20 protein-coding genes are annotated in these 22,920 nt (G+C 70.3%); 13 read left to right on the top strand and 7 right to left on the bottom strand.

The genetic code is table 11. The features are described from left to right. Window positions 1-23: 23 nt before the first annotated feature. The 3 genes from CCN37_RS06380 to ilvC are packed head-to-tail and all read left to right on the top strand — an operon-like array spanning window position 24 to window position 3,326. Complete coding sequence (locus tag CCN37_RS06380; RefSeq protein ID WP_086819724.1) at window positions 24-1,763, top strand: acetolactate synthase large subunit; 1,740 nt, start codon at window positions 24-26, stop codon at window positions 1,761-1,763. Continuing rightward, complete coding sequence (gene ilvN, locus CCN37_RS06375) at window positions 1,763-2,269, top strand: acetolactate synthase small subunit (protein ID WP_030429086.1); 507 nt, start codon at window positions 1,763-1,765, stop codon at window positions 2,267-2,269. The genes CCN37_RS06380 and ilvN overlap by 1 nt, the downstream gene beginning before the upstream one ends. Window positions 2,270-2,312: 43 nt before the next feature. Then, window positions 2,313-3,326 carry a ketol-acid reductoisomerase gene (ilvC, locus tag CCN37_RS06370; RefSeq protein WP_086819723.1) on the top strand — a complete coding sequence of 338 codons (1,014 nt, stop codon included), beginning with the start codon at window positions 2,313-2,315 and terminating at the stop codon, window positions 3,324-3,326. 178 nt (window positions 3,327-3,504) lie between these two features. Here ilvC and CCN37_RS06365 read toward each other — a convergent pair whose 3' ends face one another. After that, window positions 3,505-3,942, bottom strand: coding sequence for a hypothetical protein (locus CCN37_RS06365; RefSeq protein WP_143261452.1), 438 nt, complete (start codon window positions 3,940-3,942; stop codon window positions 3,505-3,507). A gap of 290 nt (window positions 3,943-4,232) precedes the next feature. Between CCN37_RS06365 and CCN37_RS06360 the strand changes: the two genes are divergently transcribed. The 6 genes from CCN37_RS06360 to CCN37_RS06335 all read left to right on the top strand — a co-directional run bounded on the left by CCN37_RS06360 (window position 4,233) and on the right by CCN37_RS06335 (window position 12,941). After that, window positions 4,233-5,081, top strand: a complete 849-nt coding sequence (locus CCN37_RS06360) for a helix-turn-helix transcriptional regulator (protein WP_086819731.1) — start codon at window positions 4,233-4,235, stop codon at window positions 5,079-5,081. 20 nt (window positions 5,082-5,101) lie between these two features. Continuing rightward, a complete protein-coding gene (locus tag CCN37_RS06355) occupies window positions 5,102-5,290 on the top strand; it encodes a DUF397 domain-containing protein (RefSeq protein WP_086819730.1) in 189 nt (62 codons plus the stop codon). A gap of 10 nt (window positions 5,291-5,300) precedes the next feature. Further along, a complete protein-coding gene (locus tag CCN37_RS06350) occupies window positions 5,301-5,615 on the top strand; it encodes a DUF397 domain-containing protein (RefSeq protein ID WP_371503678.1) in 315 nt (104 codons plus the stop codon). Window positions 5,616-6,198: 583 nt separating this feature from the next. Continuing rightward, window positions 6,199-7,797, top strand: a complete 1,599-nt coding sequence (gene serA, locus CCN37_RS06345) for a phosphoglycerate dehydrogenase (protein WP_086819721.1) — start codon at window positions 6,199-6,201, stop codon at window positions 7,795-7,797. Between the two features lie 368 nt (window positions 7,798-8,165). After that, complete coding sequence (locus tag CCN37_RS06340; RefSeq protein WP_086819720.1) at window positions 8,166-11,585, top strand: S8 family serine peptidase; 3,420 nt, start codon at window positions 8,166-8,168, stop codon at window positions 11,583-11,585. Window positions 11,586-11,882: 297 nt separating this feature from the next. Continuing rightward, the gene (locus CCN37_RS06335; RefSeq protein WP_086819719.1) at window positions 11,883-12,941 is read left to right on the top strand and encodes a 3-isopropylmalate dehydrogenase; all 1,059 of its coding nucleotides are present in this window, start codon (window positions 11,883-11,885) and stop codon (window positions 12,939-12,941) included. A gap of 110 nt (window positions 12,942-13,051) precedes the next feature. On the opposite strand, the gene CCN37_RS06330 is transcribed toward CCN37_RS06335, so the two are convergent. From CCN37_RS06330 to CCN37_RS06320, 3 genes are read right to left on the bottom strand one after another with little or no spacing between them, the layout of a single operon-like run. Next, entirely contained in the window at window positions 13,052-13,378 is a 327-nt protein-coding gene (locus CCN37_RS06330) for an EthD family reductase (protein WP_086819718.1), read from the bottom strand. Window positions 13,379-13,381: 3 nt separating this feature from the next. Further along, window positions 13,382-14,209, bottom strand: a complete 828-nt coding sequence (locus tag CCN37_RS06325) for a phosphoenolpyruvate hydrolase family protein (RefSeq protein ID WP_086819717.1) — start codon at window positions 14,207-14,209, stop codon at window positions 13,382-13,384. Continuing rightward, entirely contained in the window at window positions 14,206-15,444 is a 1,239-nt protein-coding gene (locus CCN37_RS06320) for a Tm-1-like ATP-binding domain-containing protein (protein ID WP_086819716.1), read from the bottom strand. Before CCN37_RS06320 ends, CCN37_RS06325 begins: the two co-directional genes overlap by 4 nt. A 173-nt stretch (window positions 15,445-15,617) precedes the next feature. Here CCN37_RS06320 and CCN37_RS06315 point away from each other — a divergent pair, with 173 nt between their 5' ends. After that, on the top strand, window positions 15,618-17,111 hold the full coding sequence (locus CCN37_RS06315) for a PLP-dependent aminotransferase family protein (protein ID WP_168200541.1): 1,494 nt from the start codon (window positions 15,618-15,620) through the stop codon (window positions 17,109-17,111). 362 nt (window positions 17,112-17,473) lie between these two features. Next, window positions 17,474-19,108 (top strand): citramalate synthase, encoded by a 1,635-nt coding sequence (gene cimA, locus CCN37_RS06310; protein WP_086819714.1) that lies wholly within the window; start codon window positions 17,474-17,476, stop codon window positions 19,106-19,108. Here cimA and CCN37_RS06305 read toward each other — a convergent pair. Next, window positions 19,087-19,755, bottom strand: coding sequence for an HAD family phosphatase (locus CCN37_RS06305; RefSeq protein WP_086819713.1), 669 nt, complete (start codon window positions 19,753-19,755; stop codon window positions 19,087-19,089). The two genes, cimA and CCN37_RS06305, sit on opposite strands and share 22 nt — an antisense overlap. Before the next feature lie 38 nt (window positions 19,756-19,793). Here CCN37_RS06305 and CCN37_RS06300 point away from each other — a divergent pair, with 38 nt between their 5' ends. Next, on the top strand, window positions 19,794-20,570 hold the full coding sequence (locus CCN37_RS06300) for a fumarylacetoacetate hydrolase family protein (protein ID WP_086819712.1): 777 nt from the start codon (window positions 19,794-19,796) through the stop codon (window positions 20,568-20,570). On the opposite strand, the gene CCN37_RS06295 is transcribed toward CCN37_RS06300, so the two are convergent. Beyond that, entirely contained in the window at window positions 20,539-20,964 is a 426-nt protein-coding gene (locus tag CCN37_RS06295) for a MarR family transcriptional regulator (protein WP_246842846.1), read from the bottom strand. The two genes, CCN37_RS06300 and CCN37_RS06295, sit on opposite strands and share 32 nt — an antisense overlap. A 26-nt stretch (window positions 20,965-20,990) precedes the next feature. Here CCN37_RS06295 and CCN37_RS06290 point away from each other — a divergent pair, with 26 nt between their 5' ends. Continuing rightward, the gene (locus CCN37_RS06290) at window positions 20,991-21,434 is read left to right on the top strand and encodes a MarR family winged helix-turn-helix transcriptional regulator (protein WP_246842845.1); all 444 of its coding nucleotides are present in this window, start codon (window positions 20,991-20,993) and stop codon (window positions 21,432-21,434) included. On the opposite strand, the gene CCN37_RS06285 is transcribed toward CCN37_RS06290, so the two are convergent. Next, window positions 21,435-22,685 (bottom strand): FAD-dependent oxidoreductase, encoded by a 1,251-nt coding sequence (locus tag CCN37_RS06285; protein WP_086819726.1) that lies wholly within the window; start codon window positions 22,683-22,685, stop codon window positions 21,435-21,437. Window positions 22,686-22,920: the final 235 nt, after the last annotated feature.

Raw genomic sequence — 22,920 nt, 5'->3', positions numbered from 1 at the left:
CCGCGCCCCCGTCCGGGGCCCCGATCCGGGTGACCGGTGCGCAGTCCCTTGTCCGCTCCCTCGAAGCCGCCGGATGCGAGGTCGTCTTCGGCATCCCGGGTGGCGCCATCCTCCCCGCATACGACCCGCTCCTGGACTCCACCAAGGTGCGCCACATCCTGGTCCGCCACGAGCAGGGCGCCGGGCACGCCGCCACCGGCTACGCGCAGGCCACCGGCCGGGTCGGTGTGTGCATGGCCACGTCCGGCCCCGGCGCGACCAACCTGGTCACCCCGCTCGCCGACGCCTACATGGATTCCGTCCCGGTGGTCGCGATCACCGGCCAGGTCGCGCGCTCGGCGATCGGCACGGACGCGTTCCAGGAAGCCGACATCTGCGGCATCACGATGCCTGTGACGAAGCACAACATCCTCGTCACCGACCCGGCCGACATCCCGAGGGCGGTCGCGGAGGCCTTCCACATCGCGGCGACCGGCCGCCCCGGCCCGGTTCTGGTCGACGTGCCCAAGGACGTGTTGCAGGCCACCACCTCCTTCTCGTGGCCGCCGGAGATGAAGCTGCCGGGCTACCGGCCCACGGTGCGCCCGCACGGCAAGCAGGTCCGCGAGGCGGCCAAGCTGATCGCCGCGGCGCAGCGCCCGGTGCTCTACGTCGGCGGCGGCGTGCTCAAGGCGCAGGCGTCGGCGGAGCTGCTGGAGCTGGCCGAGTTCACCGGCATCCCGGTGGTCACCACGCTGATGGCGCGCGGCGCGTTCCCGGACTCCCACCGGCTGCACCTGGGCATGCCCGGCATGCACGGCACGGTCGCGGCGGTCGCGGCGATGCAGCGCTCGGACCTGTTGATCACCCTGGGCGCGCGCTTCGACGACCGCGTCACCGGGCAGCTGGACTCCTTCGCGCCCGAGGCCAAGATCGTGCACGCCGACATCGACCCGGCGGAGATCTCCAAGAACCGCCGCGCCGACGTGCCGATCGTGGGTGACTGCAAGGAGGTCATCGGCGAGCTGATCGAGGCGGTGCGCACCGAGTTCGAGATCGAGCGCGCCGACATCGCCCCGTGGTGGAAGCAGCTCAGCTCGTGGCGGGACACCTTCCCGCTGGGCTACGAGGAGCCCACCGACGGCACCCTCGCCCCGCAGTACGTGATCGAGCGGATCGGCGAGCTGGCCGGCCCGGACGCGATCTACGCGGCGGGCGTCGGCCAGCACCAGATGTGGGCGGCGCAGTTCATCCGCTACGAGAAGCCCAGGACGTGGCTGAACTCCGGCGGCCTCGGCACGATGGGCTACGCGGTGCCCGCCGCCATGGGCGCCAAGCAGGGCATGCCCGATACCCAGGTCTGGGCGATCGACGGCGACGGCTGCTTCCAGATGACCAACCAGGAGCTGGCCACCTGCGCGATCGAGAACATCCCGATCAAGGTCGCGGTGATCAACAACGGCAACCTGGGCATGGTCCGCCAGTGGCAGACCCTGTTCTACGACAAGCGCTACTCCAACACCGAGCTGGGCACGCACAAGCACCGCATCCCGGACTTCAAGCTGCTGGCCGAGGCGCTGGGCTGCGTCGGGCTGCGCTGCGAGTCCAAGGACGACGTGGACGCGGTCATCAAGCAGGCGATGGAGATCAACGACCGCCCCGTCGTGATCGACTTCGTGGTCGGCGAGGACGCCCAGGTGTGGCCGATGGTGGCCGCGGGCACCGGCAACGACCACATCATGGCCGCGCGCGGCATCCGCCCGCTGTTCGAGGAAGATGAGTGATGAGCAGGCACACGCTGAGCGTGCTGGTCGAGAACAAGCCGGGTGTGCTGGCCAGGGTCGCCGGGCTGTTCTCCCGCAGGGGCTTCAACATCGAGTCCCTCGCCGTCGGCCCGACCGAGCACGTCGAGGTCTCGCGGATGACGATCGTGGTCTCCGTCGACGAACTACCGTTGGAACAGGTGACCAAGCAGCTCAACAAGCTGGTGAACGTCATCAAGATCGTCGAACTCGACCCGCCGACGGCCGTGCAGCGCGAACTGCTGCTGGTCAAGGTCAGGGCCGACGCGACGGTGCGCAGCCAGGTGCTGGAGACCGTCCAGCTCTTCCGGGCCAAGGTGGTCGACGTCTCGCCAGAAGCGGTGACGGTCGAGGCCACCGGCACCGCCGACAAGCTCAACGCGCTGCTGCGCATGCTGGAGCCGTACGGGATCAGGGAGATGGTCCAGTCCGGCATGGTCGCGATCGGCAGGGGCGCCCGTTCCATCACCGCCGCCGCCGTCCGCTAGACCCCCCGTTTTTCCGCTCTTACCGAAGGGACCACCGAGCACCATGTCCGTGGAGATGTTCTACGACGACGCCGCCGACCTGAGCGTGATCCAGAACCGCAAGGTCGCGGTGATCGGGTACGGCAGCCAGGGCCACGCCCACGCGCTCAGCCTGCGCGACTCCGGGGTCGACGTCCGGATCGGCCTGCCCGAGGGCTCGAAGTCCCGCCCGAAGGCCGAGGAGGAGGGCCTGCGGGTGATCACCCCCGCCGAGGCCGCCGCCGAGGCCGACGTGATCATGATCCTGATCCCCGACCACAAGCAGCGCGACCTCTACACCAACGACATCGCGCCGAACCTCAACGACGGCGACGCGCTGTTCTTCGGCCACGGCCTGGCGATCCGCTTCGGCCTCATCACCCCGCCCGCCAACGTGGCGGTCGCGATGGTGGCCCCGAAGGGACCCGGTCACCTGGTGCGCCGCCAGTTCGTCGACGGCAAGGGCGTCCCGTGCCTCATCGCGGTGGAGCAGGACCCCTCCGGTGAGACCCAGGCGCTGGCGCTGTCCTACGCCAAGGCCATCGGCGGCACCCGCGCCGGCGTGATCAAGACCACCTTCAAGGAGGAGGCCGAGACCGACCTCTTCGGCGAGCAGGCCGTGCTCTGCGGCGGCGTGGCCTCGTTGGTGCAGAACGGTTTCGAGGTGCTCACCGAGGCGGGTTACGCGCCGGAGATCGCCTACTTCGAGTGCCTGCACGAGCTGAAGCTGATCGTCGACCTGATGTACGAGGGCGGCATCTCGCGGATGTTCTACTCGGTCTCCGACACCGCGGAGTACGGCGGCTACAGCCGCGGCCCGCGCGTGGTGGACGCCCGCGCCAAGGAGGAGATGCGCAAGATCCTCGCGGAGATCCAGAGCGGGGAGTTCGCCAAGGAGCTCGTCGCGGAGATGGACGGCGGGCGCCCGGCGTTCACCAAGTACCGCGAGGAGTCGGCCGCGCACCCGATCGAGCAGACCGGCAAGAAGCTGCGCGACCTGATGTCGTGGGTGGACCGCCCGATCACCGAGACCGCCTGAGCCGTTTCGTGAGGAGGGGGCGTGCCGGGGATTCCCGGTGCGCCCCCTCTGCCATGTCCGCCGCTGAGGCAGAAGGGTCAGCTCGCGACGGGGTGGCCCTTCGACTGTCCACTGTGGTCCGGTTGCACATCGCACAACCGTCGGCGCCCGCGAGAATTGCAGGCTGCACAAGGCATCTTCAGGTCGTGGGGCAGATGCGGGGCAGGCGCACGGTGTCCTGCGCCGAGACGCGTGACGGGAAGCCGTCCCGACCCGAGTGGGGGAAGGGGGACGCGAGCCGGGACGGCCTCTCGTCGGTGGTGTCCGGCACCACGCACAGCTGTGCGTAGGCGATCCACCAGGTCGCGCACGGCCAGCCGCCGTCCCGCCAGCTGCTTCCGCAGAGCCGGCAGCGGGGCCGCCTGCGGCCGGTGCTGCGGTGCTGCGCCAGCAGGAACTGCCAGCCGTGGACCGTGCGCAGGAGCGCGTTCTTGCTCGTCTCATCGGGCTGGGCGAGCGCGAGGGCCTCCAGTTCGGCCAGCGTGCTCGCCACCTCGCGGTAGCAGTCGCGTCCCTGCACGGAGCCGTCGCTCGGCGCCTCGCGGACGTCCAGCAACGACTTTCCCGGCAGCCACACAACCCCCACCCGCTCCCGATCGTCTGGTGTACGGGGATGATCCTCTGGCGAAACTCCGGAGAGCGACCCCGTGTGCACTAAGCGTGCAAGACGTTCACGGAGAAATGCAACGTACATCCTGCGAATGACACGATTGGGTGAGACTGTGCCCGGCAGTAGGACAAGCGATTGCGACACCCTTTCCGCCGCGTGCACACTGCGGCGAGTTCCCGCCGAGGCGTGTTTTGGACGATCCTGACCGTATGAAGGTCGATCGGGACCACGCATCGTCATCACTGGAGAGGGAGACCGTGACTGCCGGCCACAGCCCTACCGTGCGGCGCCGCCGGTTGGCATCCGAACTGCGCCGCTTACGCGAAGCCGCCGGACTGACCTGCGAGGACGTCGCCGGGCACCTGGAGTGCTCCGCCGCCAAGGTGAGCCGCATCGAGACCGGGCGCACGGGCGTCAACCCGCGCGACGTCCGGGACATGCTCCAGCTCTACGGTGTCGAGGGCGACCGGCAGGACGCACTGGTCGAACTGTCCAGAATGGCTCGGCAAAAGGGTTGGTGGCACAACTACAGCGACGTGCTGACCGGCGCGTTCGCCGGGATGGAGGCCGAAGCCGCCTCGATCCGGTGCTACCAGGCGCAGCTCGTGCCCGGTCTGCTGCAGACCGAGGACTACGCGCGTTCCGTCTTCCGCGCGGTGCGGCCCAAGGCCGACACCGACGACGTGGAGCGCAGGGTCGCCGCCCGCAGGGCGCGGCAGTCCATCCTCGAACGCGACCAGCCGCCCAAGCTGTGGATGGTCATCGACGAGGCGGTGCTGCACCGCAAGGTGGGTGGCGACGAGGTGATGCGCGAGCAGCTCGACTACCTGGTCGAGATGACGGCGCAGCCGAACATCGAACTTCAGGTCCTGCCCTTCGGGGTGGGTGCCCACGCGGCCGCGGACGGCCCGTTCGTGATTCTGGGATTCCCAGACCCGATCGATCCGACCGTGGTCTACCTGGACACCCTCACCAGCGGTCTGTACCTGGAGAAACCAGAGGAAATCCGCTGGTACAGCACGGTATTCGATCATGTACGTGCGGCGGCGCTCGGCACGGAGGAATCCGTCGCGCTGATCGCCTCTAGGGCAAAGGAGTTGTCGTGAGCGTCGACGAGCGTCGGGGGATGTTCACGGAATGGCGCAAGAGCAGCCACAGCGGTGGCGGCAACGACTGCGTCGAGGTCGCCTTCGCGGCGCAGACCGTGGGGGTCCGGGATTCCAAGAACCCGGACGCCGGGGTGCTGGTGTTCACACCGGCGCAGTGGCACGGCTTCCTCGCGGGCGTCCGCGAGGGTCGCTGGGCCGGGAAGTGACCCACCGCGGGTGCGCGGCCACGGTGAGGACGGTCTCGGTGTGATCGAGGGCACGGCGGAGTCTCGCGGCGTGCCGTTCGACGACAAGGCCGGTGTCCGCGACGAGATCGACTTCAGCGGGGCCGAGTGGAAGGGCGACGCGAGCCTGCCCTCCGGCCGGGTCGAGATGGCGCAGGTGCTGCACACCGACGGTGTGACCTACACCGGCCTGCGCAACAGCGACGACCCGGAGCAGGTCCTGGTCTTCAACCCCGGTGAGTGGAAGGCCTTCGAGGCCGGCGCCTTCGACGGCGAGTTCGAGTACGACTTCGACAAGCCGGTCTAGACGCGAGAGCACGAGAGCAGCGGGCGGTCCGGAGAGCGACGGGCCGCCCGCTCGCGCTTTCCGCCCCTCCACGGGTGTCTCGCCGGTCTTCGCGCTCCCGTCGTCGACACGCCCAGCCACCTCAATGACTCGTTCAGCACGCTCAACCACATGAACGAGTCATTCGTGTGGTCTAGGAACCTCAATGACTCGTTCAGCAGATTGGCCCCACGTCATCCCCTGCGCGAACGGCTCCTTTGACGCGTTGAACGCACTGAACGGGTCGTTCAGTGCGTTCAAGTACCCGAAGGACCCGTTCAGGGCCTCAACGGCGGCGGCGAACGGCTCCTTCGGTGCGTTCAACTCCCTGAAAGGGTCATTGGGGGCGCTCAAGTACCTCACTGAGTCATTCAGGGCGAAACCCCGGGTGTGTGCGGGCGGGCACGGTGCGTGGTGCGTCGGGGATCACGGCTTTGGTGCTCCGACACGTGAAACGCCGTGGTAACCCCGCAGATACACTGCGGGTTCTCCGGGTTACAACGCGGTGGCCCGATGCTCGTCGTCCTGGCCGCATGAGGCCGAGCCCATTTCCTGGAGAGCACCTGTGAGCAAGTCACCTCGCCCGGTCGTCCTGATCGCCGAGAAGCTGGCGCCGTCCGTGCTGGATGTCTTCGGAGACGAGGTCGAGGTCCGTCACGTCGACGGCACCGACCGCCCCGCCCTGTTCGCCGCGCTCGCGGAGGCCGACGCGCTGCTGGTGCGCTCCGCCACCCAGGTGGACGCCGAAGCCCTGGCCTCCAGCAACAAGCTCAAGGTCGTCGCCCGCGCCGGTGTCGGCCTGGACAACGTCGACGTGGACGCCGCGACCGCGCGCGGTGTCATGGTGGTGAACGCGCCGACCTCCAACATCGTCTCGGCCGCCGAGCACGCGGTCGCGCTGCTGCTGGCCGTCGCCCGCCGCATCCCCGAGGCCGACGCGAGCCTCAAGGACGGCAAGTGGAAGCGCAGCGCCCTCGGCGGTGTTGAGCTCAACGGCAAGACCGTCGGCGTGATCGGCCTCGGCAAGATCGGCCAGCTCTTCGCCAGCCGCGTCGCGGCCTTCGGCGTGAAGCTGATCGCCTACGACCCCTACGTGTCCCCGGCCCGCGCGGGCCAGCTGGGCATCGAGCTGGTCAGCCTGGAAACCCTGCTGGCGCAGGCCGACGCGATCTCCATCCACCTGCCGAAGACCCCGGAGACCAAGGGGCTCATCGGCGCCGACGAACTGGCCAAGACCAAGAAGGGCGTGCTGATCGTCAACGCCGCCCGCGGTGGCCTGATCGACGAGGGCGCGCTGGCCGACGCCGCGCGCAGCGGCCACATCGGCGGCGCGGGCGTCGACGTCTTCGTCACCGAGCCGACCACCTCCAGCCCGCTGTTCGAGCTGCCCAACGTCGTGGTGACCCCGCACCTGGGCGCCTCCACCGCCGAGGCGCAGGACCGCGCGGGCACCGACGTGGCCCGCTCGGTCGTGCTCGCGCTGCGCGGGGACTTCGTGCCGGACGCGGTGAACGTGCGCGGCGGCGGCATCGTCGGCGAGGAGGTGCGGCCCTACCTGCCGCTCACCCAGAAGCTCGGCGCCGTGCTGTCGGCGGTCAGCTCGCGCACCCCGGCGACGCTGGACGTGCAGATCCGGGGCGAACTGTCCAACGAGGACGTCAAGATCCTCCAGTTGGCCGCGCTGCGCGGGCTGTTCACCGGTGTGGTCGAGGAGCAGGTCACCTTCGTCAACGCCTCCTCGATCGCCGAGGCGCGCGACGTCGCGGTCGAGCTGACCACCGAGCCCGAGAGCGCCAACCACCGCAGCCTGGTCACGCTCGTGGCCGTGCAGGCGGACGGCACCCGGCTCAGCGTCTCCGGAACGCTCACCGGCCCGAAGCAGGTCGAGAAGCTGGTGGAGATCAACGGCCGCAACTTCGACCTGCGCGCCGAGGGCAACGTGCTGCTGCTGGAGTACCCGGACCGCCCCGGCGTGATGGGCACCGTGGGCACGCTGCTCGGCGAGGCGGGCGTGAACGTCGAGGCCGCGCAGATCAGCCAGACCACCGACGGCGCGGACGCCACCATGCTGCTGCGGGTGGACCGCCCGGTCGACGCCAACGTGCTGGAGCCGATCGGCGCCACCGTCGGCGCCAGGATGGTGCGCTCGCTCTCCTTCGAGTAGGCCAGGAAAGACCCCACGAGGGCGGCTCCCGACACGGGAGCCGCCCTCGTTCTCGTTGAGCCGTCAACGACATCGCTGGTCAGCGCGGTTTTCACCAACAGGTGAACCGACTCGTGTCGATATTGCGCCCCAAAGCGTTATCGGGGGCGGTAACTCGGTGACTTAAGTGAAAACGTTCGTCGTCTCGTCACTCTAATGGAGTAACATCGTCGACATTCTTCCGAGTTAAGTTCCCAGCCGAGGTCAGACCAGGCGCCGTTGAGGGCACGGTGCCACGCCGGGATTCCCTCGCTGCCACGCGGGGTCGAGCCGCTCGTGCAGGCGGGCGCGCACGGCAGGGTCGGAGATGACCTCCAGTGAGGGCAACAGTGAGTTCATCCCGGGTTCGCCGCACGGCGACGCGGTCCGCGGCGGCGGTGCTCGCCGCCGTGCTGGGGGTCGGCGTCACCGCCGGTACCGCCGGCGCCCAGGCCCCGATCACGCAGGACCCCCTCGCGCAGGGGGTCCCGGCTGCCAAGGGCCTGTCCGCGAAGTCGTTGCAGCAGAAGGTCGAGCCGCGCCTGGCGGCGGCCAACGGCAAGGTCACCGCGTTCATCGAGCTGGACAAGGCTCCCGCCGTGGACGCCTTCGCCGAGACCGAGCGCAGGGGCGCGGGCAAGCAGCAGGCGAAGGCCGCGGCGCAGCGCGCCAAGGACGACACCAAGAAGGCCGCTGACTCCGTCGTCGGCCAGCTGCGCTCCCGCGACGGCGGCACCCGCGAGCTGTACCGCACGGCCAACGCCGTTCCCGGCGTCGTGGTCCAGGCGGACGCCGCGAAGATCACCGAGCTGGCCTCGCGCAAGGACGTGCGCTCCGTGCGCACCGTCGTGCCGAAGTCGCGCGGCAACTCCAACGCCGTGCAGCTGACCCGGGCGCTGCAGACCTGGAAGTCCAACGGCGTCCTGGGTGACGGCGTCCGCGTCGGCATCATCGACGACGGCGTCGACTACACCCACGCCACCTTCGGCGGGCCGGGCACCAAGGAGGCCTACGCGGCGATCGACCGCGACAAGGCCAACCCCGCGGTCTTCCCGACCCCGAAGGTCGTCGGCGGCATCGACCTCGTCGGTGACAAGTACGACGCGACGGGCCAGAACGGCTCCACCACGCCGGTCCCGGACCCGAACCCGATCTCCTGCGGCACCCACGGCACCCACGTCGCCGGCACCACGGGCGGCTTCGGCGTCAACGCGGACGGCACCGCCTTCAAGGGCGACCACAACAAGCTGACCGCCAAGCAGCTCAACGAGATGCGCGTCGGCCCCGGCACCGCGCCCAAGTCGCTGCTGTACTCCATCAAGGTCTTCGGCTGCGACGGCTCCACCGACGTGACCTCGCAGGCGATGGACTGGTCGCTGGACCCCGACGGCGACGGTGACTTCACCGACCGCCTCGACGTGGTCAACATGTCCCTGGGCAGCAACTTCGGCGGTGCCGACGACCCGGACAGCCTGTTCGTCCGCAAGCTCGTCGCCAACGGCGTGCTCCCGGTGATCTCCGCGGGCAACGGCGGCGACCTCTACGACGTCGGCGGCTCGCCGGGCAACACCCCCGAGGCGCTGACGGTCGCGAGCACCCGCGACTCCTTCGTGCTGCGCGACGGCGCCGAGGTGACCGGACCGACCACCCTCGCGGGCGTGAAGGCCGGTCAGTACAGCCAGGACTACGCGAAGTACGACACCCTCGACCTGACCAAGCCGGTCGTGGCGCTCTCCGCCGCCGACAACAAGGACGGCTGCCTCGCCTACTCCGCCGCCGACAAGGCCGCGGTCGCTGGCAAGTTCGCCTGGCTGGAGTGGGACGACAACGACGCCACCCGCAAGTGCGGTTCGGCGGCCAGGGCCAACCAGGCCGGTGCCGCCGGCGCGCTCGGCGTGGTGCTCTCCTCCAACCTGGAGGACTTCGCCGCGGGCATCGCTGGCAACACCACCGTGCCGATGTTCCAGTTCACCGGCTCGGCCACCAAGGCGCTGCGCCCGGCGCTGACCGCGGGCACCCTCGAGGTCAAGCTCGGCGGGCACCTGCGCTCCAGCGTGCGCACCACCTCCCCGGCGATCAACGACACGCCCAGCACCTTCACCTCGCGCAGCGTGCACAGCAAGATCGTCAAGCCCGACATCGCCGCTCCCGGTGACACCATCTCCTCGGCGCTGTCCGGCTCGGGCAACCAGCCGCTGGTGATCAGCGGCACCTCGATGGCCGCACCGCACACCACCGGCGTCACCGCCCTGGTCCGCCAGGCGCACCCGGACTGGACGCCGGAAGAGGTCAAGGCGGCCGTCATGAACACCGCGGGCGTCGACGTCCGCACCGGCCCCAACGGCACCGTCTACGCGCCCAACCGCGTCGGCACCGGTCGCATCGACGCCAAGGCCGCGCTGGACAACCAGGTCCTGGCCATGGTCACCGACGACCCGGGCGCGGTCTCCGCGTCCTTCGGCACCGTCGAGGTCTCCGGCCCGGTCTCGCTGTCCAAGAACATCAAGGTCGTCAACAAGGGCGTCAAGGCGGTCGAGTACCGCACCGGCTACCAGGCCGCGACCTCGATCCCGGGCGTCAGCTACGAGCTGTCCACCCCGACGGTCAAGGTCGGCCCGCGCGGCGTCGCGAACTTCAAGGTCACCCTGAAGATCACCGACCCCGCCGCGCTGCGCAAGACGGTCGACTCCACGGTCGTGCCGACCCAGCTCGGTGTGGCAAGGCAGTTCCTCGCCGACGCCTCCGGCCGGATCACGCTGACCCCGTCCAACGGCGCCGTGGTGCCGCTGCGGGTGTCGGTCTACGCCGCGCCCAAGCCGGCCGCGGACATCGTCGCCAAGGACACCCTGCTGTTCCAGCCCGGCCAGGAGCAGGGCGTGCTGAACCTGTCCGGCCGCGGCGTGAACCAGGGCACCGGCCCGCAGGCCTACCGCTCGCTGGTCAGCGTCCTGGAGATGCAGGCCCGCTCCGACCAGCTGCCCGACTGCGGCGGCTCGGTGACGAGGAACTGCACCATCAACGAGACGGCCAAGGCCGGCGACCTGCGCTACGTCGGCGTCGGCTCGACCGCGCCGCTGGCCAAGATGCAGGGCAAGCCGCAGGACGGGATGCTCGCCTTCGGTCTCGTCAGCTGGGGCAACTGGGCCAACCTCGGCAGCAACACCCAGCCGTTCGTCAGCATCGACACCAACAACGACGGCAGGCCGGAGTTCGAGACCTTCGCGACGAAGCTGACCGGCTCCGACGTGTGGGTCGCCACCACGGTCGACCTGCGCAAGCCGCTGCCGACCGGCGGGTTCACCACCGTCGACATCCAGCCGATCAACGGCCAGTTCGGCGAGGTGGACACCAACGCCTTCGACAGCAACGTGGTCGTGCTGCCGGTGACGCTGAAGGCGCTGGGCGTCAACGGCGAGAGCCCGTCGGCCAAGCTGACCTACCGGGTCGGCGTCGCCGGTTACTACCGGGCGCCGGGTGACACCACCGGCACCATCGACCAGATCGCCACCCCGCTGACCTTCGACCCGCTGAACCCGGGACTGTGGGTGCAGGGTGCGGGCGAGCCCGCGCTGAGCCACCTCGCGCAGCCGGGCACCGCGCTGGTGGTCAACCGGGACGCGGCGGCGCAGGCGGCCGACAAGTCCGAGGGACTGCTCCTGCTGCACCACCACAACGCGACCGGCAAGCGGGCGCAGGTGGTCGGCGTGAAGGACGTGAAACTCGGTGGGGCTGCCCCGATCGGGCGTCCCGGCGGTCCGCAGCGCCGGTGAGCTGACCTGATCGGGTAAAGATCACAACAGGGGTGCCCGGGGTGCGATCGCACTCCGGGCACCACTGCGTTGTGGACAGGCCGGGGCCGAGGAGCAGGCATTTGCCTAATGACAGAGCGCTGATCGTCCCCTCCGTCGTGGGTCCCACGACTGGAGATACCCGATCGGGTGTCCCGCAGTACGGGAGAGATGACTTGAGTTGCGCGTCGAAAGTGCAATTAACACCTCCGGTGCCGGTAGCCTTCGCGCCATGACAGGCCCCGATTCGACGGGGCCGCACTCGCAGGAGGTGTGTGCATGCGGCTCGCGGTGATCCCAGGTGACGGGATCGGCCCCGAGGTGATCGCCGAGGCGCTGAAGGTGCTCGGTGAGGTCGTCCCGACCGCCGAGATCACCCGATTCGACCTGGGCGCGGCTCGCTGGCACGCCACCGGTGAGTTGCTGCCGGAGTCGGTGCTCGGTGAACTGCGCCAGCACGACGCGATCCTCCTCGGCGCCGTCGGTGACCCCTCGGTGCCCAGCGGCATCCTCGAACGCGGTCTGCTGCTGCGGCTGCGCTTCGAACTCGACCACCACGTGAACCTGCGCCCCGCGCGGCTCTACCCGGGCGTGCGCTGCCCGCTGGCGGACTCGCCCGAGATCGACATGGTGGTGGTGCGCGAGGGCACGGAAGGCCCGTACGCGGGCAACGGCGGCCTGCTGCGCAAGGACACCCCGCACGAGATCGCCACCGAGGTCAGCATCAACACCTCCTTCGGTGTCGAGCGCGTCGTCCGCGACGCCTTCGCCAGGGCCTCCGCCCGGCCGCGCAAACACCTCACCCTGGTGCACAAGACCAACGTCCTCACGCACGCCGGTTCCCTGTGGTCGCGGGTGGTCGAGGAGGTCTCGCTGCAGTACCCGGACGTCTCCGTCTCCTACCAGCACGTGGACGCGACCACGATCCACATGGTCACCGACCCGGGCCGCTACGACGTGATCGTCACCGACAACCTCTTCGGCGACATCATCACCGACCTCGCGGCCGCGGTGACCGGCGGCATCGGCCTCGCGGCCAGCGGCAACATGGACATCACCCGCCGCAACCCGAGCATGTTCGAGCCGGTGCACGGCAGCGCCCCGGACATCGCGGGCCAGGGCGTGGCCGACCCGACCGCCGCGGTGCTCTCCGTCGCGCTGATGCTGGACCACCTCGGTGAGTCCGAGTCCGCGCGCCGCATCGAGGCCGCCGTCGCCTTCGACCTGGCCACCAGGGACCACTCGGCCCCCGGTGCCACCTACGCGATCGGCGACCGCCTCGCCGCGCTGGTGTCCTCCAACGTGATCAGCCGCACCGGAGTCACCAGCAACACCTAGAAAAGCCCAGGAGCACAACGAGAACGGCCCCCGCGGGCAGCTGCGGGGGCCGTTCTCCTTGGGGGATGCACCGGCGTGGTTGGGGGCAGCAGCCGGTGCGGGCGAAGGAATCAGCCGAGGGTGAGCGGGACCTCGACGGACTCCTCGTGGTAGCTGAACCAGGCTCCGCCGGTGGCGAAGTTGGGCACGTCGGCGACGGCGGCCTGGCCCGCCGGGGTCGCCAGGATCTCCTCCAGCCGCTCGCGGGTGTCCGCGTAGAGGCCGACGACCATGTAGTACGGCGGCACGTCACCGGCGACCAGCGGCTCGCACTTGCCGACGGTCCAGCCGGTGAGGCCCTCCATCTTCCTGGCGATCGGCAGGTGCACGCTCTCGTAGTACTCGTCGAAGGCAGCCGGGTCGTGCGGATGTCCGTAGAGGACGGTCAGTCGGTACACCCCTCACCCCTTCCTGGCGAGGCCCTTGAAGCCCCGCACCTGCTCGGTGATCGCGGTCTCGGTGGGCAGCCGCTCCATCGACGAGGCCCCGAAGAACCCGACGACGCCGGTGGTGCGGTCGAGCACGTACTGCGCGTCCTGCGGCTCGGCGATCGGACCGCCGTGGCAGAGCACCAGCACGTCCGGGTTCACCTCCACCGCGGCGTCGCGCATCTCCTGGACCCGGCGCACGCTCTCGTCGAGGGTGAGCGCGGTGCGCGCGCCGATGCTGCCCTTGGTGGTCAGCCCCATGTGCGGCACCAGCACGTCGGCGCCCACCTCGGCCATCGCCCGCGCCTGCTCGGCGTCGAAGACGTAGGGCGCGGTGAGCAGGCCCCGCTGCGCGGCCAGGCCGATCATCTCGACCTCCATCGCGAAGCTCATCCCGGTCTCCTCCAGGTTGGCCCGGAAGACCCCGTCGATCAGCCCGACGGTGGGGAAGTTCTGCACCCCGGCGAAGCCGGTGTCGGCGATCTGGTCGAGGAACTTCGGCATCAGCCGGAACGGGTCGGTGCCGCAGACGCCCGCGAGCACCGGGGTGTCGCGCACCACCGGCAGCACCTCGCCCGCCATCTCCAGCACGATCGCGTTGGCGTCGCCGTAGGGCATCAGCCCGGCCAGCGAGCCGCGCCCGCCCATCCGGTACCTGCCGGAGTTGTAGATGATGATCAGGTCAACGCCACCCGCCTCGGCGCACTTGGCCGAGAGCCCGGTTCCCGCGCCCGCTCCGATGATCGCCGATCCACTGTCCACAGTGGACTTGAGGCGGGCGAGTGCCTCCGTGCGGTTCATCCGTTCCGTCCCCTTGACTGGATCAACTCGTGCAGCCGGTGCGCCATGGCGGCGGCGAAGGCGGCGTCGTTGATGTGCTCGTCCCGCTCGATGAGTTCGACCGGGGACCCGGAGACGCCAGCGCGCAGGGCGGCGAACAACGCGGCGTCGGCTTCGGGATCGTGGAAGGGCATGCCCTCGGCGTCGATGGCCGAAACCCCGCGCAGCGGCAGGAAGAGCGCGGTCGGCCCGGTCGCTGCGGCGAGCTTGGCGGCGATGCGCCCGCCCAGCTCGGCGGACTCCTCGCCGGTGGTGCGCATCAGGGTCACGGTGTCGTTGTGCACGTAGAGGGTGCGCTCGGCGAAGCGCTCCGGGACTGTTTCGGCCGGGCCGAAGTTGACCATGTCGAGCGCGCCCACGCTGACCACCTGCGGCACGTCGGCGCGGCCCGCGGCCTCAAGGCGGTGGGGGCCCGCGCTGAGCACTCCGCCGACGAGGTCGTCGGCCAGCTCGGTCGTCGTCAGGTCGAGCACGCCGCTGAGCAGGCCGCTCGCGGCCAGCGCCTCCATCGACCGGCCGCCGGAACCCGTGGCGTGGAAGACCAGGACCTCGTAGCCCAGCTCGTCGAGCACGCGGCGCGCCTCGTCGACGGCGGGGGTGGTGACGCCGAACATGCTGGCGCCGACGAGGGGCCTGCCCGAAGCGCCACCCCGTTGCCTGGCAAGCTGATGGGCATTCGCCATACTCGAAACAGCAGCCGCCGCGTTGCCCAGGACCAGCTCGGAGATCCGGTTGATCCCGGCGACGTCCACAACGCTGTACATCATCGTCACGTCCACGGCGCCGACATACGGCGACGTGTCGCCGGAGGCCATCGTGGACACCAGCAGCTTCGGCACGCCGACGGGGAGCTCCCGCATGGCCGCCGACGCGACCGCGGAGCCGCCGGAGCCGCCGATCCCGGCCACCGCGTGCAGCCTGCCCTCGGCGTGCAGCCGCGCGGTGATCACCGCCGCCCCGCGCGCCATGGTCGCCATCGCGGCGCCCCGGTCCCCGGCCGCGCGCAGCTCGGCGAGGTCGGCGCCCGCGGCCTCCGCGACCTGGACGGCGGTCACGTCGGGAGTCGTCGCGGGTTCTCCGAGCACTCCGGTGTCGACGAGCACGGTGGCGCACCCGCCCGCGCGGACCCGCTCGGCCAGCCAGGCGTACTCCTCGCCCTTGGTGTCGAGCGTGCCGACGAGCACGACGGTTGCCACGCCACCGACCTGCCTTTCTGGGATCGGGCGATGCGGGTAACGTCCGGAAACCCCGTACCGGAGCGGTGTCCGGAGGTTTCGCGCCCCGAAGAGCGGCTAGCGCGTTATGAGAGCAGAGGGTGCTCCGAACGGGCGCCGGACAACCAGGCCAATTCCGCGGAGGTGGACTGCGAGTGACCGATCGTGTGCGTAGTGAAGCGATCGGTGCGCCCCGGCTCGTGCACCTGCTGGTCGGCTGGACCGATGGTGACGGGCCGCTGCACAAGCGGCTCGCCGACGCGTTGCACCAGCTCATCGACACCGGCGAGCTGCCTGCGGGCACGCGCCTGCCCGCTGAGCGGACGGTCGCGGGCGCGCTCGCGGTGAGCCGGTCGACCGTCGTCGCCGCTTACGAGGCGTTGCGGGCGGCCGGGTGGCTGGCCAGCCGTCGAGGCAGCGGCACGTGGGTGCGCAGGCCCGGTGTGGACTACCCGGTTCCGGAGCCGCGTTCGCGAGGACCGCTCGGAATGGGGCGCCAGGGCTCGGTTCCCGCGCCGTTGACCGGAGCCGATCTCGCCGACCCGCCGGAGAGCATCGACCTGTCCACCGGAGCGCTGCCAGGCCTGCAGATGGTCGCCGAGATCGCCACGAAGGTCGGCGCCGAGGACTACCGAGACCTGTTGCGCCACCACGGCTACTACGCGGCGGGGCTGCCCAGGCTGCGCGAGGAGCTGAGCGATCGCCTTGAGCGGCGCGGCGTTTCGGCGCAGGGCAACGACCTCATCGTCACCAGCGGCTCGCAGCAGGCCGTCGAGCTGATCGCGCAGGGCCTCGTGCAGCCCGGCGATGAGATCGTGCTGGAGGAGCCGACCTACCGGGGCGCGCTGGAGACCTTCCGCTCGCGCGGCGCCAAGGTGATCACCGTTCCCGTGCGCACCGGCAGGCGCGGCCCCGGCGGTGTTGACGTCGACGTGCTGGAGCGGCTGATCGCTCGGCGCCCCAAGCTCGTCTACCTGTTGCCCACCGCGCACAACCCGACCGGCGCCACCCTCAACGTCGCCGACCGCCTCCGCGTCGTCCGCGCCGCGGCCGCCGCCGGTGTCCCGCTGATCGACGATGAGTCCACTGTGGACACCTCGCTGGTCTGGCCACCCCCGGCCCCGCTGGCCGCCGTCGCCGCCGAGCACGGGGTCCCCGCGACGGTGTTCAACGTCGGCTCGCTGTCGAAGCTGTTCTGGGGCGGTCTTCGGGTCGGGTGGATTCACGGGCCGAGCGACCTCGTCAGCAGGCTCTCGCGCGTCAAGAACGCGGCCGACCTCGGCAGCTCGGTTCCCGGCCAGCTGCTCGCCCTCAAGCTGCTCGCGCACACCGCCACCGCGCGCGAGCAGCGCAAGGCCGAGCTGTCCGCCGGTCTCGCCGCCGCCGAGGCCGCCATGCAGCGGTTGTTGCCGGAGTGGGAGTGGGCGCGTCCGCTCGGCGGTGCCGCGCTGTGGGTCCGGGTGCCCAAGTCCGACACCGTCGCGCTGGCCGCTCGCGCCCGCCGCCACGGCGTGCTCGTCGTCCCCGGGCCCGCGTACTCCGCCTCCGAAGGACTCCGCGAGTACCTCCGCATCGGCTACGCCGCGGGCCCCGCCGCCGTCACCGAAGGCATCCGCCGCCTGGCCGTCGCCTGGCGCGCGGGCCCCTGACGCCCGGGCCAGGTTCGCCTTCCCCCTGCTCAATGACTCGTTCGCCAGGTAGAACGTGCTGAACGAGTCATTGAGCACGCTCAATCACCTCAATGACTCGTTCAGTCCGTCCAACCACCTGAACGAGTCATTCAGCGCGTAAGCGCGGGGGTGGTGTCCAGGATGTGGGAGGAGGTGTCTCGGTGGGTTGGATTGTGGCGAGGGGGTGTGGCAGTATCCGCGCCATGCTTTCGCAGCACCGCGTCATTATTGCCTCGCGCGCCGGGTAACGAGCTCCAGCTCCCGGCGCGCCGACCTCTCGCATCCTGCGGGGGGTCTTTTTGTTTTGTCAGGCCCCTCGCAAGCAGGAACGAGGCACTTCCGTGAGCCGCACGACCCCGGCTGGTACCCCGCTCGGCGACGACTTCCACGTCTACGACACGACACTGCGCGACGGCGCTCAGCGGGAGGGCATCTCCTACTCCGTGACGGACAAGCTGGCCGTCGCGCGGTTGCTGGACTCGGTCGGGGTCGGGTTCATCGAGGGCGGCTGGCCGGGCGCGATGCCGAAGGACACGGAGTTCTTCGCGCGGGCGGCGGCCGGTGAGCTGAACCTGCGGCACGCCGCGCTCGTCGCGTTCGGCTCCACGCGCCGCCCGGGGCTGCGTCCGGACGAGGACCCGCAGGTGCGCGCGCTGGTCGACTCGCAGGCGCCGGTGATCACCCTCGTGGCCAAGGCCGACCGCAGGCACATCGAGCGCGCGCTGCGCACGGGGATGTCGGAGGCCGTGGCGATGGTGGGGGAGACCGTCGCGTTCCTCGTCGGCCAGGGGCGGCGCGTTTTCCTCGACGCCGAGCACTTCTTCGACGGCTACGCCCACGACCCCGAGTGCGCGCTGCGCGTGCTCTCGGCGGGGGTCGACGCGGGCGCGGACGTGGTCGTGCTCTGCGACACCAACGGCGGCCAGCTGCCCCTTCGGCTGGCCGAGACCGTGCAGGACGTGGTGTCCCGCACGGGTTTCCGAGTGGGCATCCACTGCCAGGACGACACGGCGTGCGCGGTGGCCAACACCGTCGCGGCGGTCCAGGCGGGGGCGACCCACGTGCAGTGCACCGCCAACGGCTACGGCGAGCGGACCGGCAACGCCGATCTGTTCTCCGTCGTGGGAAACCTGGTGACCAAGCTCGACATGCCGGTGCTACCCACCGAAGCGCTGTCCGAGCTCACCCGCGTCTCGCACGCCCTAGCGGAGATCGCGAACCTCGCACCCGACACCCACCAGGCCTATGTCGGGACGTCAGCATTCGCTCACAAGGCGGGTCTGCACGCGAGCGCGATCAAGGTGGACCCGGAGCTGTACAACCACATCGATCCGGTCACCGTCGGCAACGGGCAGCGGGTACTGGTCACCGAGATGGCCGGTCGGGCCAGCCTCGAACTCAAGGCGAGGGAGTTCGGGCTGGACCTGACCGGCCGGCCGGAAACGGTCAACAGCGCTGTGCGCAGGGTGAAGGAACTGGAGGCGCGCGGCTGGTCCTTCGAGGCCGCCGACGCCTCGCTGGAACTGCTCCTCCGCCGCGAAGCGTCCGATGTGGACGGTGCGGAACCGTTGCCGGAGCCGCCTTTCCAGCTGGAGTCCTACCGCGTGGTGCTCGACCACCGGGGCGAGGACGACGTGGTGTCCGAGGCCACGGTGAAGGTCCACGTCGCCGGGGAGCGGGTGATCGCGACGGCGGAGGGCAACGGCCCGGTGCACGCGCTGGACGCCGCGCTGCGCAAGGCGCTCAGCCCGCACCTGCCGTGGCTCTCCGACGTGGAACTGGTCGACTACAAGGTCCGCATCCTCACCGATCAGCACGGAACCGACGCCGTCACCAGGGTTCTCGTGGAGTCCAGGGACGGCAAGCGCGAGTGGACCACCGTCGGCGTGCACGGCAACATCGTCGAGGCGAGCTGGCTGGCGCTCTGCGATGCCTTGGTGCACAAGGCGATGACTCAGCGCGCGCTGACCTGGTAGCCCAACGCTCCCGGAAGTTCTTTCGCTTTCGACACCACCTGGTCGGCCCCGGCGGCGCGCAACGCCTCCGGGGCCACCAGGTCGGCGAAACCGACGACCCGCATCCCAGCCGCTTTTCCGGCGAGCACGCCGGTCGTGCTGTCCTCGACCACCGCGCAGTCCTGCGGCGGGAAGCCCATCTCACGCGCCGCGTGCAGGAAGACGTCGGGCGCGGGCTTCCCGTTGGGCACCATCGTCGCGCTGAAGACCGCGTCGCCGAAGTACTCCGCGAGGCCGGTGCGGCGCAGGCGGAAGGCGATCTCCGACGGGGTGCTGCTCGACGCGACGCACACGGCCGTCCCCGCTTCGGCGAGCACGTCCAGCGCCTCGTGGATGCCGGGCACCGCCGCCAGTTCCACGACCAACCGCTCGTCCACCCGAGCGGTGCGCAGCGCCAACAGCTCTGTCCGAAGTGGACGGCCGAGCGCGGTTTCGATGTCGCTCGCGCAGGAACTGGCCGAGCGGCCCATGTAACGCTCGACACACTCGGCGAAGCTGGTCGGCAGCCCCTCCTCGGTGATCAGGGCGGCGAAGACGTCGTTGGCGATCCGTTCCGAGTCGACCAGCGTGCCGTCGCAGTCGAAGATCACCAGTTCTGGGAGGCGCACGCCCGGAACGCTAACCCGGCTCGGTTACGCTGGGAACCGTGCGCCTTGCCCGTATCGCTCATCCAGAAGGCGTCGCGTTCGTGGCCGTCGAAGGCCCGGCCGACGCGCTCGTCGCCGCCGAGATCGCCGAACACCCCTTCGGCCCGGTGCAGTTCACCGGCCGCCGCTGGCCGCTCGCGGACACCCGGCTGCTCGCGCCGATCCTGCCCTCCAAGGTGATCTGCGTCGGCCGCAACTACGCCGACCACGCCAAGGAGATGGGCAACGAGGCGCCCGCAGATCCGATGATCTTCCTGAAGCCCTCGACCTCCGTCGTCGGCCCGAACGCGGAGATCCGGCTGCCCGCGAGCTCGAACCACGTGGACTTCGAGGGCGAGCTGGCCGTGGTGATCGGCCGTCCCTGCAAGGACGTCCTCGCCGAGCACGCGTTCAGCGCGATCCTCGGCTACACCATCGCCAACGACGTGACCGCGCGCGACCACCAGAAGCAGGACGGTCAGTTCGGCCGCGCCAAGGGCCACGACACGTTCTGCCCGCTGGGGCCGTGGATCGAGACCAAGCTCGACGTGGCGGACACCCGGCTGCGCACCGAGCTCGACGGCGAGGTGCGCCAGGACGGCCGGACCTCGCAGATGATCCACGACGTGCCCGCGCTCGTGGAGTGGGTCTCGCACATCATGACCCTGCTGCCCGGCGACGTGATCCTCACCGGCACCCCGGCCGGCGTCGGCAAGATGGAGCACGGGCAGACCGTGTCGGTGACCGTCGACGGCCTCGGCACCCTCACCAACCCCGTGGTGGCGAAGAAGAAGTAGTGAGGTTGGTCGCCATGCGCTCCAGCACGGCGACCGTCGCCACGTAGTCCTCATCGGAAATGCCGTTCGTGATCCGGCGGCGCGCGTACCGTACGCGCGCCGCCGTTTCTGTGTGTCCCAGCCGTCCGGCGCCGGTGAGTGCGAAAGCGCCCTCGATGCGGCTGACCCAGCCGAGGTCGAGCAGCGCCGTCACCGCGTCGGCTTCGTCGAACGGCGCCATGGCCGCCGTGAGTTCGGCGGGTGTGAGCGGTCCGGAGACGAGGGTGTTGAGGACCTGCCACTTCCTGCGGTCGAGCCCGACGTCCCGCAGAACCGCTGCGAGATCCGCCTCCAGCAGCCCGTCCAGGTGCTTGAGCCAGTAGCCGATCGGTTGCATGTTCTTTGACATGTTCATGTCATGAAGCATGTACCTTGGCGGGTGTGCGAGACAAGCAGGATTCCCCGGTCGCGGCCGTTGAGCGCGCCATGGTTCGCGTGCGTCGCAGGCAAACCCGCCGAGCCCTGGCAGCTGGGGCAACCGTCGACCCGGCGCTGACCGCCGTTGCCGACGCCGTCGAGGGGGAGCAGGCTGCGGAGCGCCCGTGCTCGGTGACCTCGCTCGCGGGGTTGCTCTCCGTTGACCAGCCGAGGGCGAGCAAGCTCGTCGCCAAGGCCGCGGCAGCGGGGCTGGTGCGCCGGGTGAGCGACCAGCACGACGGCAGGCGTTCGTTGCTGGAGCTCACCGAGGCGGGATGGGCGCACATCGCCGACGTGCGGCGGATGAGGCAGGAGCGCTTCGCCGCCGCGATGCGGAGCTGGAGCGCGAAGGAGCGCGCCGACTTCGCGGGGTTGTTGACCCGCTTCGTCGACGCGCTCGACGGGTAGTCAGCGGCGCGCGAAGTCCGGCGCGTGCTCGGGGCGAACGCCGATGCCGACCAGTGTCGCCGGGATCGCCTGGAGCAGCGGGAACCTGCGGAGCAGGCGGATGGGCAGCGGGGTCTTGCCCGAAGCCGGTGCGCCCGGAGCACCCAGCGTCCTGCCCAGCACCCGCTTGTGGATCACCCGCTGCATGCCCTGGGTGAGCGCGGTCGGCAACCAGCGCCGCCGCTGCACCTTCGCGAGGTCCCTCGCGGTGAGCGTGCCCCGGCGCAGCGGCTCCGCGAGGATGCGCGCCGCGGCGACGGCGTCCTGCACGGCGAGGTTGATGCCCACTCCGCCGACCGGCGACATCGCGTGGGCCGCGTCGCCGATGCACAACAAGCCGTCGGTGTGCCAGCGCGTCAGCCGCTCCAGCTTCACGTCGAGCAGCTTCACGTCGTCGAGCGATTCCACCGCGTCGATCCGGTCGCCCAGCCACGGGATCAGTCGCACCACGCGGCGGCGGAACGCCTCGATCCCCTCCGCGCGGACCTTGGCGTCCGAGCCCTTCCTGATCAGGTAGGCGCACTGGAAGTACTCGCCGCGATCGATCAGCACCGCGACCTCGCCGCTGGCGAAGCGCCCGAGCCCGCCCTGCGGGTCCTCCTCGCCGCGCGGCAGGCGGAACCACCACACGTCCATCGGCACGCCGAAGGACCGGCTCGTGAGCCCGGCTCCGGCGCGCGCGGTCGAGTGCCGTCCGTCGCACGCCACCACGAGGTCGGCGTGCAGCTCGCCGGTCCGCCCGTCGGCTGTGCGGTACTCCACGCCCGCGACCTTGTTGCCGCGCTTGACGAGCCGGGTCACCGAGGTGTTCATGCGGAGGCTGAACGTCGGCTCCGCCTTGCCCGCCTCCGCGATCAGGTCGAGGAAGTCCCACTGCGGCACGAACGCGATGTGCTTGTGCCTGCCGGGAATCCGGCTCATGTCGCCGAACGGGGCGATGCCCGAGTCCAGCATCACCTGCATCCGGTCCACCTTGCGGTGCGGCACCTGCTCGAACCGCTCGCCGAGACCCAGTTCGTCGAGCAGCGTCAGCGTCGACGGGTGCACGGTGTCCCCTCGGAAGTCGCGCAGGAAGTCCGCGTGCTTCTCCAGCACCGTGACCTCGACACCGGCCCTGGCCAGCAGGAGCCCGAGGACCATGCCCGCGGGACCGCCCCCGGCGATGACGCAGGTCGTGCGCTCCGAGAACGACGCAGCCGCTGGAGAAGTCATCGTGATCATCCCTAATTTCAACGCTTGTTGAACAACCTCAGGGTGCACCCGGCCGCGCCCGGCGTCAAGGGGGTGTCCCACGTCGGGCTGATCACGTCGGGAGGGGTGAAATGCGCGCGCGGCCGATCTTGTGCGGCGGCGAGAATTGAAGCGGCGCAAGGCTTTCGCGCGACGGGAGTTGTCATCGCAGGCCGAGGGTGCCGGTCATCCGGTTTCCCGCTCGCCCGGGCGAGCG

Source organism: Allokutzneria sp. NRRL B-24872, assembly GCF_002155965.1.
Classification (GTDB): domain Bacteria; phylum Actinomycetota; class Actinomycetes; order Mycobacteriales; family Pseudonocardiaceae; genus Allokutzneria.
Note: the sequence above shows the minus strand (reverse complement) of the source record. Positions and strands in the feature narration are given on the sequence as shown.